General features: G+C 68.8%; 15 protein-coding genes. 14 read left to right on the plus strand and 1 reads right to left on the minus strand.

Translation table 11 applies throughout. From position 1 onward, the window contains the following. Nucleotides 1-88 precede the first annotated feature (88 nt). From ACX9GQ_RS02960 to ACX9GQ_RS03010, 11 genes are all read left to right on the plus strand, one after another. Entirely contained in the window at nt 89-853 is a 765-nt protein-coding gene (locus ACX9GQ_RS02960) for an SDR family NAD(P)-dependent oxidoreductase (protein WP_459628047.1), read from the plus strand. Further along, complete coding sequence (locus ACX9GQ_RS02965; RefSeq protein WP_459628048.1) at nt 850-1,599, plus strand: SDR family NAD(P)-dependent oxidoreductase; 750 nt, start codon at nt 850-852, stop codon at nt 1,597-1,599. Before ACX9GQ_RS02960 ends, ACX9GQ_RS02965 begins: the two co-directional genes overlap by 4 nt. Further along, nucleotides 1,596-2,840, plus strand: coding sequence for an amidohydrolase family protein (locus ACX9GQ_RS02970; RefSeq protein ID WP_459628049.1), 1,245 nt, complete (start codon nt 1,596-1,598; stop codon nt 2,838-2,840). The genes ACX9GQ_RS02965 and ACX9GQ_RS02970 overlap by 4 nt, the downstream gene beginning before the upstream one ends. Before the next feature lie 78 nt (nt 2,841-2,918). Next, nucleotides 2,919-4,514 carry an ABC transporter substrate-binding protein gene (locus tag ACX9GQ_RS02975; RefSeq protein WP_459628050.1) on the plus strand — a complete coding sequence of 532 codons (1,596 nt, stop codon included), beginning with the start codon at nt 2,919-2,921 and terminating at the stop codon, nt 4,512-4,514. A gap of 72 nt (nt 4,515-4,586) precedes the next feature. Beyond that, nucleotides 4,587-5,513: an ABC transporter permease gene (locus tag ACX9GQ_RS02980; RefSeq protein ID WP_459628051.1), complete on the plus strand. Its 927-nt coding sequence runs from the start codon at nt 4,587-4,589 to the stop codon at nt 5,511-5,513. Then, nucleotides 5,510-6,391, plus strand: a complete 882-nt coding sequence (locus ACX9GQ_RS02985) for an ABC transporter permease (RefSeq protein ID WP_459628052.1) — start codon at nt 5,510-5,512, stop codon at nt 6,389-6,391. Before ACX9GQ_RS02980 ends, ACX9GQ_RS02985 begins: the two co-directional genes overlap by 4 nt. Then, entirely contained in the window at nt 6,391-7,587 is a 1,197-nt protein-coding gene (locus ACX9GQ_RS02990; protein ID WP_459628053.1) for a pyridoxal phosphate-dependent aminotransferase, read from the plus strand. The genes ACX9GQ_RS02985 and ACX9GQ_RS02990 overlap by 1 nt, the downstream gene beginning before the upstream one ends. Before the next feature lie 20 nt (nt 7,588-7,607). Beyond that, complete coding sequence (locus ACX9GQ_RS02995; protein ID WP_459628054.1) at nt 7,608-8,099, plus strand: VOC family protein; 492 nt, start codon at nt 7,608-7,610, stop codon at nt 8,097-8,099. Nucleotides 8,100-8,101: 2 nt separating this feature from the next. Then, a complete protein-coding gene (locus tag ACX9GQ_RS03000) occupies nt 8,102-9,130 on the plus strand; it encodes a succinylglutamate desuccinylase/aspartoacylase family protein (RefSeq protein WP_459628055.1) in 1,029 nt (342 codons plus the stop codon). A 52-nt stretch (nt 9,131-9,182) separates the two neighbouring features. Beyond that, nucleotides 9,183-10,127 (plus strand): allantoinase PuuE, encoded by a 945-nt coding sequence (locus ACX9GQ_RS03005; protein WP_459628056.1) that lies wholly within the window; start codon nt 9,183-9,185, stop codon nt 10,125-10,127. A 13-nt stretch (nt 10,128-10,140) separates the two neighbouring features. Next, entirely contained in the window at nt 10,141-10,629 is a 489-nt protein-coding gene (locus ACX9GQ_RS03010) for an ureidoglycolate lyase (RefSeq protein WP_459628057.1), read from the plus strand. Nucleotides 10,630-10,684: 55 nt separating this feature from the next. On the opposite strand, the gene ACX9GQ_RS03015 is transcribed toward ACX9GQ_RS03010, so the two are convergent. After that, nucleotides 10,685-11,533, minus strand: a complete 849-nt coding sequence (locus ACX9GQ_RS03015) for an NHL repeat-containing protein (protein ID WP_459628058.1) — start codon at nt 11,531-11,533, stop codon at nt 10,685-10,687. Between the two features lie 244 nt (nt 11,534-11,777). Here ACX9GQ_RS03015 and ACX9GQ_RS03020 point away from each other — a divergent pair, with 244 nt between their 5' ends. The 3 genes from ACX9GQ_RS03020 to ACX9GQ_RS03030 all read left to right on the plus strand — a co-directional run bounded on the left by ACX9GQ_RS03020 (nt 11,778) and on the right by ACX9GQ_RS03030 (nt 15,294). Beyond that, nucleotides 11,778-13,388: an ABC transporter substrate-binding protein gene (locus tag ACX9GQ_RS03020; protein ID WP_459628059.1), complete on the plus strand. Its 1,611-nt coding sequence runs from the start codon at nt 11,778-11,780 to the stop codon at nt 13,386-13,388. 71 nt (nt 13,389-13,459) lie between these two features. Beyond that, entirely contained in the window at nt 13,460-14,395 is a 936-nt protein-coding gene (nikB, locus tag ACX9GQ_RS03025; RefSeq protein WP_459628060.1) for a nickel ABC transporter permease, read from the plus strand. Next, on the plus strand, nt 14,392-15,294 hold the full coding sequence (locus tag ACX9GQ_RS03030) for an ABC transporter permease (protein WP_459628061.1): 903 nt from the start codon (nt 14,392-14,394) through the stop codon (nt 15,292-15,294). The genes nikB and ACX9GQ_RS03030 overlap by 4 nt, the downstream gene beginning before the upstream one ends. Nucleotides 15,295-15,311: the final 17 nt, after the last annotated feature.

Here is a 15,311-nt window from a genome sequence, read left to right on the forward strand (position 1 = left end):
AGCATTCCTGACGTGGTCGGTCGTGCTCCTCGGGCCGGCAATGACCAGGCAATCCGGATGCCATCCGGAGCATGAGCAGGGGCAAGGCGTGAGGCTCGCAGGCAAGGTCGCGATCGTCACGGGTGCGGGAAACGGCATGGGCCGCTCGACGGCGGTGCTCTTTGCCCGCGAAGGAGCGGCCGTCGTCATCGGCGACGTGGACGTGGAGGGCGGACGCAGCGCCGTGGCCGAGATCGAGGCGGCCGGCGGGAGGGCGACCTTCCTGCGCTGCGACGTGTCCCGGGAAGCGGACGTGGCAGCGCTCGTGGCGACCGCCGAAGAGCGCTACGGCAAGCTCGACACCATCTTCAACAACGCCGGGATCGAGCAGCCGGTCACGCCCTCGCACGAGGTGAGCGAGGCGCTGTTCGACCGCGTCATCGGCATCAATCTCAAGGGCACGTTCTTCGGCTGCAAGCACGCCATCCCGGCGCTGCTGCGCAATGGCGGCGGAACGATCGTCAACAATTCGAGCGTCAGCGCCTTCGCCAATGTCGGCGGCAACATCTCCTACGCCTCGTCCAAGGGCGCCGTGATGTCGCTGACGCGCGTCTTGGCCATCGAGTACGCGCAGCGCAACATCCGAGTGAACGCCATCAATCCCGGCGTCATCGACACGGACATGAACCGTCGCAACGCTGCGCGTTCCGACGATCCCGCCGCCGTCGAGGCGAAGTGGCGCGCCATCACGCCCATGGGGCGCATGGGCACGGGCGAGGAAATCGCGCAGACGGTGCTCTACCTCGCTTCCGACCAGTCGTCGTTCGTCACCGGCGTCGGCCTCCTGATCGACGGGGGGAGGGTGGCGACGTGACGGGGCGGCTCGCCGGCAAGGTCTGCGTCGTCACCGGAGCCGCACGCGGGATCGGTCGAGCCGTCTCGACGCTCTATGCCGCCGAGGGTGGCCGGGTGCATCTCATCGACCGGCTGGGCGACGAGCTCGCCGTGGTGACGGCGGCCATCCATGCCGCGGGAGGTCACGCAGCGGCGCATGAACTCGACCTTCGGTCGCCGCCTGCGGTCGCGCAGACCTTCGCCGCCATCGAGGCGGGGGAGGGGCGCATCGACGTCCTCGTCAACAATGCGGGCGTCATCTTCTTCAAGCCCATCGACGCCACCACCGTCGACGAATGGGACTGGATGCACGACATCAACCTCCGTGCGCCTTTCCTGTGCTGCAAGGCGGTCGCGCCGGGCATGAAGGCCCGCCGCAGCGGCTCGATCATGAACGTGTCGTCCAACGCCGGTATCAAGGGCGGCGTGGACGAGGCCGTGTACTGCGCCACGAAGTTCGGCATCGAGGGGCTGTCGCGGGCGCTGGCGCTCGAGCTTGGACCCTACAACATCGCGGTCAACAGCATCACGCCCGGTCATCCCGTCCACACGGCGATGAGCGAGACGACCTACGGCGAGGCGCAGCGCAAGATCTGGAAGGATCCCATGGAGATCGCGCCCGCCTTCGTCCACCTCGCATTGCAGGATCCGTCCGGCATCCACGACCAGTACGTCCGGGCGTGGGACCTCGTCGTCCGTTTGCGCGAGGAGGGCGCCATCGCATGAAGGCTGCCGCGCCGCGCCTCGTGATCCGTGCCGGCCGCCTCGTCGACGGGCGCGGCGGCGCGCCGTTGGACGGTGCCGCGGTGCTGGTGGAGGGGGAGCGGATCGTCGCGGCCGGGCGCGCGGCGGACGTCGGACTGCCGGACGGCGCGACGGTGATCGACGCGCCGGGCAAGACCCTCATCCCCGGCCTGATCGACGCCCATGTCCACCTTGCCTACAGCGGCATTCCGCACAAGCGCGCCTTCCGGGCCGAACTGGTGGAGATGTCCTATCCGGCCATCGCGCTGCGGGCGGCCGCCTACGCCCGCAACAGCCTGCGCCGTGGGTTCACGGCCCTGCGCGACATGCACGCCCCGGGGGGCACGATCATCGACCTGCGCCGCGCGATCGACGCCGGACATGTCGAGGGGCCGCGCATCAAGGCGTGCGGGCGCGGGCTCTCGGTCACGGGCGGCCACATGGACCAGCCCGGCTGGGCCGACCACACGGAGTTTCGCGACCTGACGCGCCCCTGCGACGGCCCGGTCGCGTTCCGGCAGGGCGTGCGCGAGGAGATCAAGCGCGGCGCCGACTTCATCAAGCTGAACACCTGCGTCTCCTACTGGCGAACGCCTGGCGTGTGGTGCCGGCAGGAGATGACCAACGAGGAGATCGCCGCTGCCTGCGACGAGGCCCACATGCAGGGCTATACCGTCGCTGCGCACACCTCGGGCGACGAGGGCCTCGCCAACACGATCATCCAAGGCGTGGACTGCGTGGAGCACGCCCACTTCTGCGACGAGCGGATCATCGAGCTGATGGTGAAGCACGGCACCTACTACGTGCCGACGCTGCTCGTGAACGAGCGCAACTTCGACTTCACGCCCGAGGAGCAGGGCGTCTCCCCGGGGGCATGGCGCTGGCTGAATGCGGCCCGCGAGGCGAAGTGGACCTCGCTCGCCATGGCGCGCAAGGCCGGGGTCAGGATCTGCTCGGGGACGGATGCCGGCTTCATGCTGGAGCACGGGCCGGTCAACTGGAAGGAACTCGCCCTGCTCGTGCAGGGCGGCCTGACGCCGCTCGAGGCGATCACCGCCGCGACGGCGACGAATGCCGACCTGCTCGGGATCGAGGCGGGGCGGATCGTGTCGGGGAAACTCGCCGATCTCGTCCTCGTCGACGGCGACCCGACCGCCGATATCGCCGTGCTCGGCGATGTCGGGCGGCTGCAGGTCTTCAAGGGAGGCCGACTCGTCGCCTAGCCGCCTCAGAAGCGGGGACGACGACATGTTGAAACGGACCCGCGCAGCTGGCGTGGGCAGGTACGAGAGGGGAACACGATGACAGGACGCCGCAATTTCCTCCTGGCCGGAACGTTGATCATCGCCGGCCTGCTGGGACCCGCCACGTTCGCACAGGCGCAGGATCTCACGATCGTCTGGGCCGACGACAGCAACAGCGACGTGACCTACGACCCGCGCGTGACGCAGTCGCGCCACGAGGAGCAGGTGATCGTGCAGGTCTTCGACCAGCTCGTCGCAGCCGACGAGAACGGCAAGCTCTATCCGGGCCTCGCCAAGTCGTGGACGGTGGCGCCGGACAACAAGTCCGTGACGCTGAAGCTGCGCGAGGACGTCAAGTTCCACGACGGCACGCCGTTCAACGCCGAGGCCGTGAAGTTCACCTTCGACACCATCGCCGACCCCAAGACGGGCTCGCAGGGCGCCATCGACATGCTCGGCCCGTACGAGGGCACGGACGTCCTCGGCCCCTACGAGGTGCGGGTGCGCTACAAGCGGCCGTTCGCGGACGCCGTCTCCTCATACTCGGAGAACGAACTGTCGCCCGTGAGCCCCACGGCGGTGCAGAAGCTCGGCAACACCGGCTTCGCCCAGGCGCCCGTGGGCACCGGGCCGTTCAAGTTCGTTTCGTGGGAGAAGGGGCGCGAGGTCATCCTCGAGCGCAACCCCGACTACAAGTGGGCCCCCGAGTTCTCGACCAACAAGGGGCCGTCGAAGGTCGCCAAGATCGTCCACCGGTTCATCCCGGCCGCGGCCACGCGCGTCGCCGCGCTGGAGGCGGGCGAGGTGCAGATCTCCGACATCACCCCGCCGCTCGACACCAAGCGGCTCGCGGACAGCGGCAAGTTCAAGGCCGCCGTCGGCGTCGCCGCGGGCCTGCCCTACGGCATCCTGCTCAACACCTCGCGCGGCCCGTTCCAGGAAAAGGCCGTCCGCGAGGCGTTCATGACGGCCGTCGACCGGCCGAAGCTGTCGCAGAACCTGTTCTTCGGGCTCGCCAAGCCGGCGTGGGGGCCGCTTGCCCCCTCGTCGCCGCATTATGACAAGGCGGTGGAGGCCTACTATCCCTTCAACCGCGACAAGGCGGCGAAGATGCTGGAGGACGCGGGCTGGAAGGTCGGCGCCAACGGCATCCGAGAGAAGAATGGCAAGCCGCTCAGCGTCTACGCGCCGTGCCTGCTCGAGCCGGAGACCTGCGTGGCCATCCAGGGCGATGCCAAGCGCGTCGGCATCGACGTGAAGGTCGAGAACGTCCTCAAGCAGAAGCAGGACGAGCTCATCTTCGCGAACGAGTACGACCTGCTGCCGATCCGCTGGGTCAACAACTCCGCCTCGGTGCTGACCATCCCGTTCACGAGCGCGAACATCCCGGAGCCGGGCAAGTTCAAGTTCAACTGGGCGCGGTGGGCTGACCCGAACCTCGACAAGCTGCTCGCCGACGCCGGCTCGGCCACCTCGCCGGCCGACGCCGCCAAGCTCTACTCGCAGGCGCAGAAGATGATCATGGACGCCGCGATCTTCTTCCCCGTCCACGACCAGGTCCAGACGGTCGTGCACTCGTCCAAGATCAAGGGCCTGCGGTACGCCGCCGGCCAGTGGCAGGTGCGTCTCCACGACGTCGAGCCGGCCAACTGACGCAACGGGCGGAGCGCCCGCGCGGCGCTCCGCCAGCCTTCCCTCTGCTTCACCGAGGATCCGCAGCCGACCATGGGCTACGTCCTTCGCCGCATCGCCGGGATGATTCCGGTTCTCCTGTTCACCTGGACGGTCGTGTTCGTCGTACTCCAGGTGATCCCGGGCGACCCGGTGAACCTCATGCTGGCCGGCGTGCCGGCCTCCGAGGAGGTCCGGGCCAACGAGCGCGCTCGGCTCGGCCTCGACCGGCCGGTGGTGGAACGGTACTTCACCTTCCTCGGCAGGGCGGCGCAGGGCGACCTCGGCGAAAGCTTCCGCACCCGCCAGCCCGTTGGGAAGATGATCCTGGAGCAGGCCGACTCGACGCTCCAGCTGGCGTTGGGCGGCCTTCTGGTCGGTCTGGTGGTGGGGCTCGTTCTGGGGATTCTCGCCGGCATCAGACCGAACAGCTGGGTCGATACGCTGTGCATGACGCTGGCGCTCGTCGGCGTGTCGCTGCCGTCCTTCTGGATCGGCATGCTGCTCATCTATGTCTTCGGCAACGTGCTGGGCTGGGTGCCGATCGTCGGACGCGGCCTGCCGGCGCTGATCCTGCCGTCGATCACGGTGGGCCTCTTCATCGCCGGTGGTTTCGCCCGCCTCGTGCGCTCCTCGATCATCGAGGCGATGGGGCAGGACTACATCCGCACAGCGCGGGCGAAAGGCCTGCCGCGGGCGCGCATCGTGCTCAAGCACGCCCTGCGCAACGCGATGATCCCGCCCGTGACCCTGCTCGGCGTCCAGATCGGCGTGCTGATCGGCGGGGCCGTGGTGACGGAGAACGTCTTCGCCCGACCGGGCCTCGGCACCATGCTGGTCGACGGCGTGCTCACCAAGGACATGCCGCTCGTGCAGGCGCTCGTCGTCTACACGACGGCGGCGTACCTCTTCGTCAACCTGATGGTCGATATCCTCTACGGCATCATCGACCCGCGCATCCGCATGGGGAGGGCCGCATGAGCGCGGTGGCCGCTCCCGCCCCGGTTGCCGTGCGGTCACGACGCTTCCGCACGTTGCGGCGGTTCATGCGTCATCCCGGCGCCGCGGCCGGTGCCTTCGTGCTCGCGCTCATCGTCGTGATGGCGATCGTGGCGCCGTGGGTCGTCCCCTACGACTGGAACGAGACGGACCTGGGCCCGCGGCTCACCGGACCCTCGGCCGAGTTCTGGTTCGGGACGGACCTGCACGGCCGCGACGTGTTCTCGCGCGTCGTCTACGGGGCGCGGTACTCGATCACGATCGGCATCGCCACCGTGACGCTGTCGCTGCTGGCGGGCAGCTTCATCGGCATCCTGCTGGGCTACGTCGGCGGGCGGATCGACGAGTGGGGCTCGCGCTTCATCGACGTGATGCTGGGGTTCCCGCAGATCGTCATGGCGATTCTCGTCGTGTCGGTGCTCGGCGTCGGCCTCGTCAACGTCGTCATCGCGGTCGCCATCGCCGGCGTGCCGCGCTTCGCGCGCGTCGTCCGAGGCGCCGTGCTGGTGGTGAAGGAGCAGCCGTTCATCGAGGCGGCCCGGGCGCTCGGCGCCGGCGACCTGCGCATCATGGCGCGGCACCTGCTGCCGAACGCGGTTCCGACTCTCGTCGTGCTGGGCACGCTCGACCTCGGCAACGCCATCCTGACCACGGCGACGCTGAGCTTCCTCGGCCTCGGCGCCCAGCCGCCCACGCCGGAATGGGGCGCCATGCTCAACTCCGGCCGCGAATACATGCGCTACGCGCCTTGGACGATGATCTTCCCGGGCCTTGCCCTCTTCCTGGCCGTCATGGCGGTGAACCTTCTCGGCGACCGCCTGAGCCAGGTCCTCGACCCCCGTTCCGTGGATCGCAAGTGATGAACGCACCCGTTACCCCCGCCGCAGCCCGCTTCGCCGACCGGGTGAAGATCAAGCAGTCGTCCGTCCGGACGAAGATGCTCGACATCGCCGCCAAGCTCACCGACGTCATCGCGCTCGGCCGCGGCGATCCCGACCTCGACACGCCGGCGCACATCGTGGAGGCGGGGAGGGCGGCGCTCGCCAAGGGAGCAACCCACTACACCCATCCGCTGGGGATGCCCGAGCTGCGCAAGGCGATCGCCGAGTCGATCCGCCGCGACGGCGGGGCGGAATACTCGCCCGACGAGATCGTCGTCACCGCCGGCGCACAGGAATCGATGTTCGTCGCAATGCTGGCGCTCGTGAACCCGGGGGACGAGGTCATCATCCCGTCCCCGGGCTACAACTCCTATCACCAGGCGGTCGAGCTCGCCGAAGGCAAGATCGTCACCGTCCCGACCTACGAGAAGGATGGGTTCGCGCTGACGGCGGAGTCGGTGGCGAAGGTCCTGACCCCCAACTCGCGCATTCTCTGCCTCATCAACCCGTCCAACCCGACGGGCATGGTGATCCCGCCGTCCGAGATCGAAAAGCTGTGCGCGCTCGCCATCGAGCACGACCTGATCGTGATCTCGGACGAGATCTACGCGAAGCTCACCTATGACAACGCGCGCGTGCAGCGCGTGGCGGCGCTTCCCGGGATGCGGGAGCGGACCATCACCATCGACGGCTTCTCCAAGGCCTACTCGATGACCGGATGGCGCGTCGGCTACTTCGCGGCGCCGAAGGCGTTCACGACGCCGATGGCGGAGATCCACCACGGCCTCGCCATCTGCGCGCCGGCGGTGAGCCAGCATGCCGCCCTTGCCGCGCTCACCGGCCCGCAGGACTGCGTGGAGGACGCGCGCCGGCTCTACGACGAGCGGCGCAAGCTGATGTGTGCCGCGCTTGACAGGATGGGCCTGTCCTATGCGCGGCCGAATGGCGCGTTCTACGTCTACGCCAACGTCTCCTCCACCGGCCTCAGCGCGTCAGACTTCTGCGTGAAGCTGCTCGAGGAAGGGAAGGTGATGATGTTCCCGGGGTCGCTCTTCGGGGACCATTGCGACGACTACGTCCGCATCTCGCTGCTGCAGCCGCTGGCCAAGGTGCAGGAGGCGGCCAACCGCATGGAAAAGGTCGTGAAGGCACTCGTCGCCGCGCGGCGCGCCTGACCGACCGGAGGAGGAAACCCATGAACGCACCCGTCAAGTCCGACAATCCCAACGTCATCGGCATCAAGCACATGGCCTTCGCCGTGAAGGACGCGAAGAAGGCGCTCGAGAGCTACTCGCGCTTCCTGTGCGTGCCGGGCGACACGAAGATCATGGAGTACGAGAAGTCCCGGAACCGGGTCGCGCTCTTCAATCTCGGTGGGATCGAGTACCAGCTCTGCGAGTCGATGGACCCGGGCGGCCGCTTCGACACCTGGATCAAGGAGCGGGGCGGCGAGGGGCTGCACCACATCTGCTACGAGGTCGACTCGATCGACAAGGCGCTGGAGCACGCCCAGAAGCAGGGCGCCGAGCTGCGCCTGTGCAAGGCGTGCGGCGTGAAGGGCAGCCACGCGCATCCGGAGGGCTACGTGGCCTTCCTCGACAATGACGCGGGCGGCATCGAGATCGAGTTCATGCAGGTCTACACGCCCGAGGAACTGGAACAATACAAGCAGGTGAAGGGGATCTGACGATGGCGGCGGGGGCAAAGGCGGCGGCGAAGGCGAAGCCGGCCAAGGCGAAGGCGGTGCAGGTGGGCACGGCGAAGGCCGCACCCGGCACCATGGTGCGCGGCGCGATCCCCACGGTGACGCTGGCCGGCGGGTCGAGCGTCGACATCCCGGTGGTCGTCATCAACGGCGTGCAGCCGGGGCCCGTCCTGTGGATCGACGGCGCCATCCACGGCGACGAGCCGGAGGGGCCGCTCGCCTGCCAGATCCTGATGCGCGAGGTGAAGCCGGAGAACCTCTCCGGCACGCTGGTGCTGGTGCCGGTGATCAACGTGCCGGCCTACGAGGCGGCGTGCCGCGGCAATCCGCTGGACACGTTCAGCCACGACATGAACCGGATCTATCCGGGGCGCGAGAACGGCTACTTCTCCGAGCGGATCGCCTGGGCCCACTCGCAGTGGATGCGCAAGGTCGCCGACCTCGAGATCTCCATCCACTCGGGCGGCGCGCACTCCTATCTCGCCGAGGCGATGTTCGTCGACGAGCGGCCGGAGTCGGTGGAACTCGGCACCGCCATGGGGCCGGGCTGGGGCTGCATCATGTCCTCGCCCAACCCCAAGGGAAACCCGATGGCCGTGATGGCCGAGGAGGGCAAGGTCGGCATCACAGTGGAACTGGGCGGCCGCTCCGCCACCTCGCCGAAGGCCTTTGCCGAGGTGGGCCGGAAGCTCGCGGACGCCATCCTCAACGTGCTGCGCCACTACAAGATGCTGCCGGGCAAGGCGAAGTACGACAAGAACCGGACCAAGGGATCCCAGGAGGCCCTTCTGGCTCCCGCGTCCGGCCTGTTCCTGCCCGAGCCCGGGGTCGACTTCCTCAAGCCGATGAAGAAGGACGCGGTCATCGCCCGCATCTTCAACCTGTTCGGCGACGAACTCGCGGTGCTGAAGGCACCCGCCGACGGGATGATCTTCGGCCTGCGTGCGCTGCCCAACGTCACCATCGGCGACTGGTGCTGTTTCTTCAACAAGGTCACGGGCCGGCGCACGTGAGCGGTTTCGTCCACCGCGTGCGGTGATCCCGGCTCGTCCGGGGGGAGGTCACATGCCAAACAGGCACGAGCGCGACTTCGTCGGCTATGCCGGCCGTCCGCCGCATGCGGATTGGCCGGGCGGGGCACGGATCGCCCTGAACTTCGTCCTCAACTACGAGGAGGGATCCGAGTACTCGGTCGGCGATGGCGACGGCCGTTCGGAGAGTGCGCTCACCGAAGTGTCGGCTCCGCGCGTGCCGCTGGGCGAGCGGGATCTCGCCTCGGAGAGCATGTACGAGTACGGCACCCGCGTCGGCTTCTGGCGCATTGCGCGCCTGTTCGCCGAGCGCGGGCTGCCGATGACGGTGTTCGGGTGCGCCGTGGCGCTCGAACGGAATCCGCCCGCGGCCGCGTTCATGGCCGCCCATGGCTGGGACGTGTGCTGCCACGGCTGGCGCTGGATCGAGCACTACCGCCTGTCCGAGGACGAGGAGCGCGAGCACATCCGTCGTGCCGTCGCGTCCATCCAGCGGACGATGGGCGAGCGCCCGGTCGGGTGGTACTGCCGCTACGCGCCCTCGACCGCGACCCGCCGGTTGCTCGTGGAGGAGGGCGGCTTTCTCTACGACAGCGACGCCTACAACGACGAGTTGCCCTACTGGACGACCGTTTCGGGCAAGTCCCACCTTGTCGTGCCGTACTCGCTGGTCACCAACGACGTGAAGCTGACGAGCGGCCTGTTCACGGGCGACGACTTCCATGCGCTGCTCGTGAACGCCTTCGACACGCTCTACGCCGAGGGAGCGAACGCGCCCAAGATGATGTCGGTGGGCCTGCATCCGCGCCTGATCGGCCACCCGGCCCGCATGGCGGGTCTGATCCGCTTCGTCGACTACATCCAGTCCCGCCAGGGCGTCTGGGTGTGCCGACGGGCGGACATCGCGCGCCACTGGATCGCCCGTCATCCCCATGCCGCGGCCGTTGCGCCGGTGCGGCACGCGGCGGCCGGCGAATGAGGCGGGTGTCGCGATGATCCGTCTCTCCCCCGCGGGCAGCGGCGACTTCTCTCGCTTCGGTCGCTGGATCGTGCCGCCGGCCGAGGCGGGGACGCGCCTCGACCTCACGGACATCCTGACGCCCCTCGACCCGGGCACGGTGGCGCGGGCCCACGTCAACCACGTGCGCCCCGCGACGCTTCCAATGAGCGTGGCGGCACTCGAGCACCACCCTCGCGCGTGGCAGGCCTTCATGCCGCTCGACGTCGCCGAGTACGTGGTCATCGTCGCCGGCCGCCGCGGCGACGGTCAGCCGGACCCGGCTGACCTGCACGCGTTCCGCGTGCCCGGCACTGTCGGCGTCGCCTATGCGCCCGGCGTCTGGCACATGGGGGCGACCGTGCTCCACCGCGTGGGCCACTTCACCGTGTTGTGGCCGCGCGAACCAAGCGGGCCCGACGGCGGGCCCGGCGACACCATCGTGACGCGCCTGGATGCGGCGGTGACGGTCGGCGAGGCGTAGCCAAAGGTGCCGGGGCGGGCCGTCCTGGCCGCGACCCTGGGCACGCCGGGACCGTCTACCGTTCCGGCACCAGGCGCGTGACGCGGTTGGGGTTGCTTTCCGCCAGATAGAGCGTCCCGTCCGGCGCACCCCACAGGCCGTGCGCGCCGTTCAGCACCGGGCGGCAGCGGCCGTCCGGGCGCAGGTCGGGGGTGAGGCGGGTCAAGGTGGGTATGGCGTCGGTGATGTAGAGGCGCCCTTGCGCGTCTCCCCAGATGTCAGAGGGACGGTGGAACGCATCCAGCACGGCGATGAGCTCGCCGGCCGGCGTGAAGACCTGCAGGCGGTTGTTTTCCCGATCGACGACCACGACCCGGCCATCCTGCATGACCCAGATCCCATGGACCGTCAGGAACTCGCCGGGCCGCGTTCCCACGCCACCCCACCGCCCGAGGGGGCGCAAGGCGGGGTCGAAGCGGTGGACGAAGCCGTGGCCGTAGCCGTCAGCGACGAAGACGTCGCCGGAGGGGGCGACGGCGACGTCGGCGGGATGACTGAACGGAGAAGCCGGCCTTCCGCGCCTGCCCAGTTCGGCCATCGGCGTCCCATCGGCGTCGTGGACGGTGATGACGTGGGCGTCGCGATCGACGAGCCAGAGGCGGCCGGCGGCATCGCAGGCCAGCATGTGGGCGTCGACCGCCGTGCCCCACGTTCCAATGCGGCGGCCCGCCGGATCGAAGACGATGACCGAAGGATGCGGCGCCTCCACCAGGGAATCCCGGCGGACGGCGACGTGGACGCGACCGGCGAGATCGACGGCGACGTCCGTGATCCGGCCCTCCGCGGGCGCGACGTCTCCGAACGGCCTCTCGACCCGATACACGTCATCGCCGAGCGCGACCCGCAACACCGTCTCGCTCGCCATCAGCGTCCCTCCGAGGGCCTGCCGGCCCGGCAGGCAGGATGCCGCCCGAGGCGGCGTTGACTGTATGTTTGTTATACAATAAACCAGTGTGACAACAAGAACAGCACGGCTCCGGGCCGTGCCGCGGCTGGCACTCCGCTTGCTGACCCTGTCCGTCGACGCCTCTGCGGTCCGTCCGACGAGCGTCGCATCGCCGACCCAATATCCTGGCTTCGCCGTCTTTCTGAGGGAAAGGACTGCTCCGATGGCCCGTAGGTCCGCTTCAGGCTCGCTCCGCACGTTGCTCTTCACCACCGCGCTCGCCGCCGGCCTCTCCGGCACGGCCTTCGCGCAGTCCAACCTCACCATCGCCTTTCCGGCGAACCAGGAGCCGGCGTCGCTCGACGGTCATATCGACCCCTACCAGTCGACGTGGCTGTTCAACTCGTTCGTCGCGGATCCGCTCGTCATCCTCGACCCGGACGGCAAGTACCAGCCGGCGCTGGCGACCTCGTGGGAAAGCTCCCCCGACGGCAAGGTGTGGACCTTCAAGCTCCGGTCGGGCGTGACCTTCCAGGACGGCACGCCATTCGACGCCGCCGCGGTGAAGTACAACCTCGAGCGCATCAACGACCCCAAGACGGCCTCGGCGCAGCTCAAGAGCGATGTCGGCCCGTGGAAGACGGTGGAGGTCGTCGACCCGCTGACCGTCCGCATCACCTACGAGACGCCCTGGGTGACGCTGCTCGACGCGCTGCGGCGCACGCCGATCTGGTCGCCGACGGCGGCCGAGAAGCACGGGCTCGCCAACTTCTCGAAGAACCTCGTCGGCGCCGGACCCTTCCTGCTCGACAGCTGGGTGCCGAACGATCGCATCGTCTTCAAGAAGTGGCCCGGCTATGGCGGCTGGAACCCCGTGCAGAAGACGAAGGGGCCGGTTGCCGTCGACCAGGTCACGATCCGCTTCATCGGCGAGGGCGCGGTGCTCGGCTCGGTCGTGAAGACCGGCAACGCGCAGATCGGCTTCACCATCCCGGCGCAGTACATCGAGGACTACAAGAACGACAAGAACGTCCAGTTCATCTCCAAGGACCAGTCCGGCACCGGGCTGCAGATGGTGATGAACATCCGCAAGCCGCCGCTCGACAACATCAACGTGCGCCGTGCGCTGCACCACGCCTCGGACCAGGCTGCGGTCAACAAGCTGCTGTACGACGGCTACTACGCGCCGTCGGAGGGGCCGCTCAACAACAACCACCGGTGTTACTGGGACGGCGCCGGCAAGATGTACGAGCGCAGCGTCGACAAGGCGAAGGCGCTGCTGGAGCAGGCCGGGTGGAAGGCGGTGGCCGGCAAGCCGATCCGCGAGGCGCAGGGGGTGGCCGGCGTGCCGGACGGGACGCCGCTGAAGATCCGCTACAACGTGCTGCACCACAAGGAGATCGGCGAGGCGCTGCAGGCCCAGATGCGGCGCGCCGGCATCGACCTCGCGGTCGAGGTGGTTCCCGGTCCCGTCCAGCTCGACCGCGTGCGCAAGCGCGACTTCGAGCTGATGTACGAGCGCCAGCGCTCACCCGACCCGCTGATCCTCGACCAGGTGTGGAACTCGAAGTGGGACCAGCCCGGCGGCTGGGCCTGGACCGGGTTCAAGGACGACACGCTCGACGCGACGCTGAACAAGCTGCGCGCGCTGCCCTCCATCGACGAGCGCTGCGAGGCCGCCCGTCAGGCGCAGAAGATCATCATGGAGAACGCGCTGATGCTGCCGACGCTGTCGGACCCGGTGTTCGTCGCCGTCTCGGGCAAGGTGAAGGGCTTCACCATGGGGGCCGAGGGGAACTGGTTCTTCCTGAACAACGTGACGCTCGACAAGTGAGCCGAGCGTCCCCCGGGCGCGGGTCCTCCCGCCCGCGCCCGGGCCATCCCGCCTGCTGCCTCCGGTGAGCCATGGGTCGCTACGTCCTCGGCCGCATCCTCCAGTTGCTGCCCGTCCTGTGGCTGATCTCGCTGATCGTCTTCATGATCATGCATGTCCTGCCGGGCGACCCTGCCGAGCTGATGCTCGCGGGCGCGGAGGGTGGGGCGATCTCGCCGGAGCGGCTCCAGGAGCTGCACAGGGAGATGGGCCTCGACGACCCGCTCGTCGTCCAGTACGGCCGCTTCCTCCTGAACGCACTGATGGGTGACCTCGGCACGTCGATCCGCTTCCGCCTGCCGGTCACCGAACTCATCGCCGACCGCTTCGCCTCGACCATCGAGCTCAGCGTCGCCGGCCTCGCCTGCGCCCTGCTGATCGGCGTTCCGCTCGGCATGGTCGCGGCGCTGCGCCAGAACAGCGCCGTGGACGCCGCTGCGATGGGCATCGCCTATGTCGGCGCCTCGATGCCGGTCTACTGGCTCGGTCTCGTATTCATCCTCGTCTTCTCGTTCATTCTCGGCTGGTTCCCGCCAGCGGGCGCTGACGACTGGCGCAGCCTCGTCCTGCCGGCACTGACGCTGGGGCTCGTCTCGTCGGGCCTCATCGCGCGCCTGATCCGCTCCAGCATGATCGAGGTGCTGTCGGAGGACTACATCCGCACGAGCCGGGCCAAGGGCCTGCCCGAGCGGCTGGTGCTGTGGCGCCACGGCCTCAAGAACGCCCTGATCCCCGTCGTAACGATGGTCGGGCTTCAGTTCGGCGGCATGCTGGCCGGTGCTGTGGTGACCGAGACCGTCTTCAGCCGCCCCGGCGTCGGCCGCCTCGTCGTCAGCGCCATCCTCTCGAAGGACTATCCGCTGGTACAGGGGTGCATCCTGTTCCTGGCCACGGTCTACCTCGCGGTGAACCTCGCGGTGGACATCGCCTATGCGTGGCTCGACCCGCGCATCCGGTACGGCTCATGAGCGCTGGAGCCGACACCGCCGCGGCCGCCGCGGGAGGCGAGCTGGCGCCGCGCCGCCGCTGGGCGTCGGCGCCCTGGCTGCGGCGCTTCCTGCGGAACAAGGGAGCGGTCGGCGGTGCGATCGTGCTCCTTGCCTGGGGCGTCGTGGCAGTGCTCGGCACGCGGGTCGTGCCCTATGACCCGACCGAGACCGTCGACATGGCGCGGCAGGCGCCGTCCGCGGCGTTCTGGTTCGGAACCGACCTCCTCGGACGCGACGTCTTCAGCCGTGTCCTGGTGGGCTCGCAGATCTCGCTGCAGCTGGGCTTCATCAGCGTGGCGCTCGGAGCGGTCCCGGGGGTGTTCCTGGGCCTCGTCGCCGGATATCGCGGCGGATGGTGGGACACCGGCATCTCGCGGGTGATGGACGCGCTGCTCGCCTTTCCCTCGATCCTTCTCGCGCTCGTCGTCATCGCGGCGCTGGGGCCCTCGATCCAGAACGTCATGATCGCGGTCGGCGTGGCGACGGTGCCGCAATACGCCCGGCTGGTGCGCGGCAGCGTGCTGTCCGTCAAGCAACTGCCCTTCGTCGAGGCCGCAAGAGTGGTCGGCAACCCCACGTGGCGGATCATGACCCGCCACGTGCTGGCCAACTGCTACGCGCCGGTCGTCGTGCTCTCGACCCTGCAGGTCGGCAACGCCATCCTGATCGGTTCCGGCCTGTCGTTCCTCGGCCTCGGCGCCCAGCCGCCCATCCCCGAATGGGGCCTCATGTCGGCGGAGGGCCGCGAGGTCCTGCGCCGGGCCTGGTGGATCTCGACATTCCCCGGCATCGCCATCCTCACCGTCGTCGTTGCCTGCAACCTCGTCGGCGACGGCCTGCGATCCGCCTTCGACCCGCGCATGCGCGTCGACGGCTGAACCCCTTGCCCCACCGG

It is taken from the genome of Alsobacter sp. R-9 (assembly GCF_054612375.1).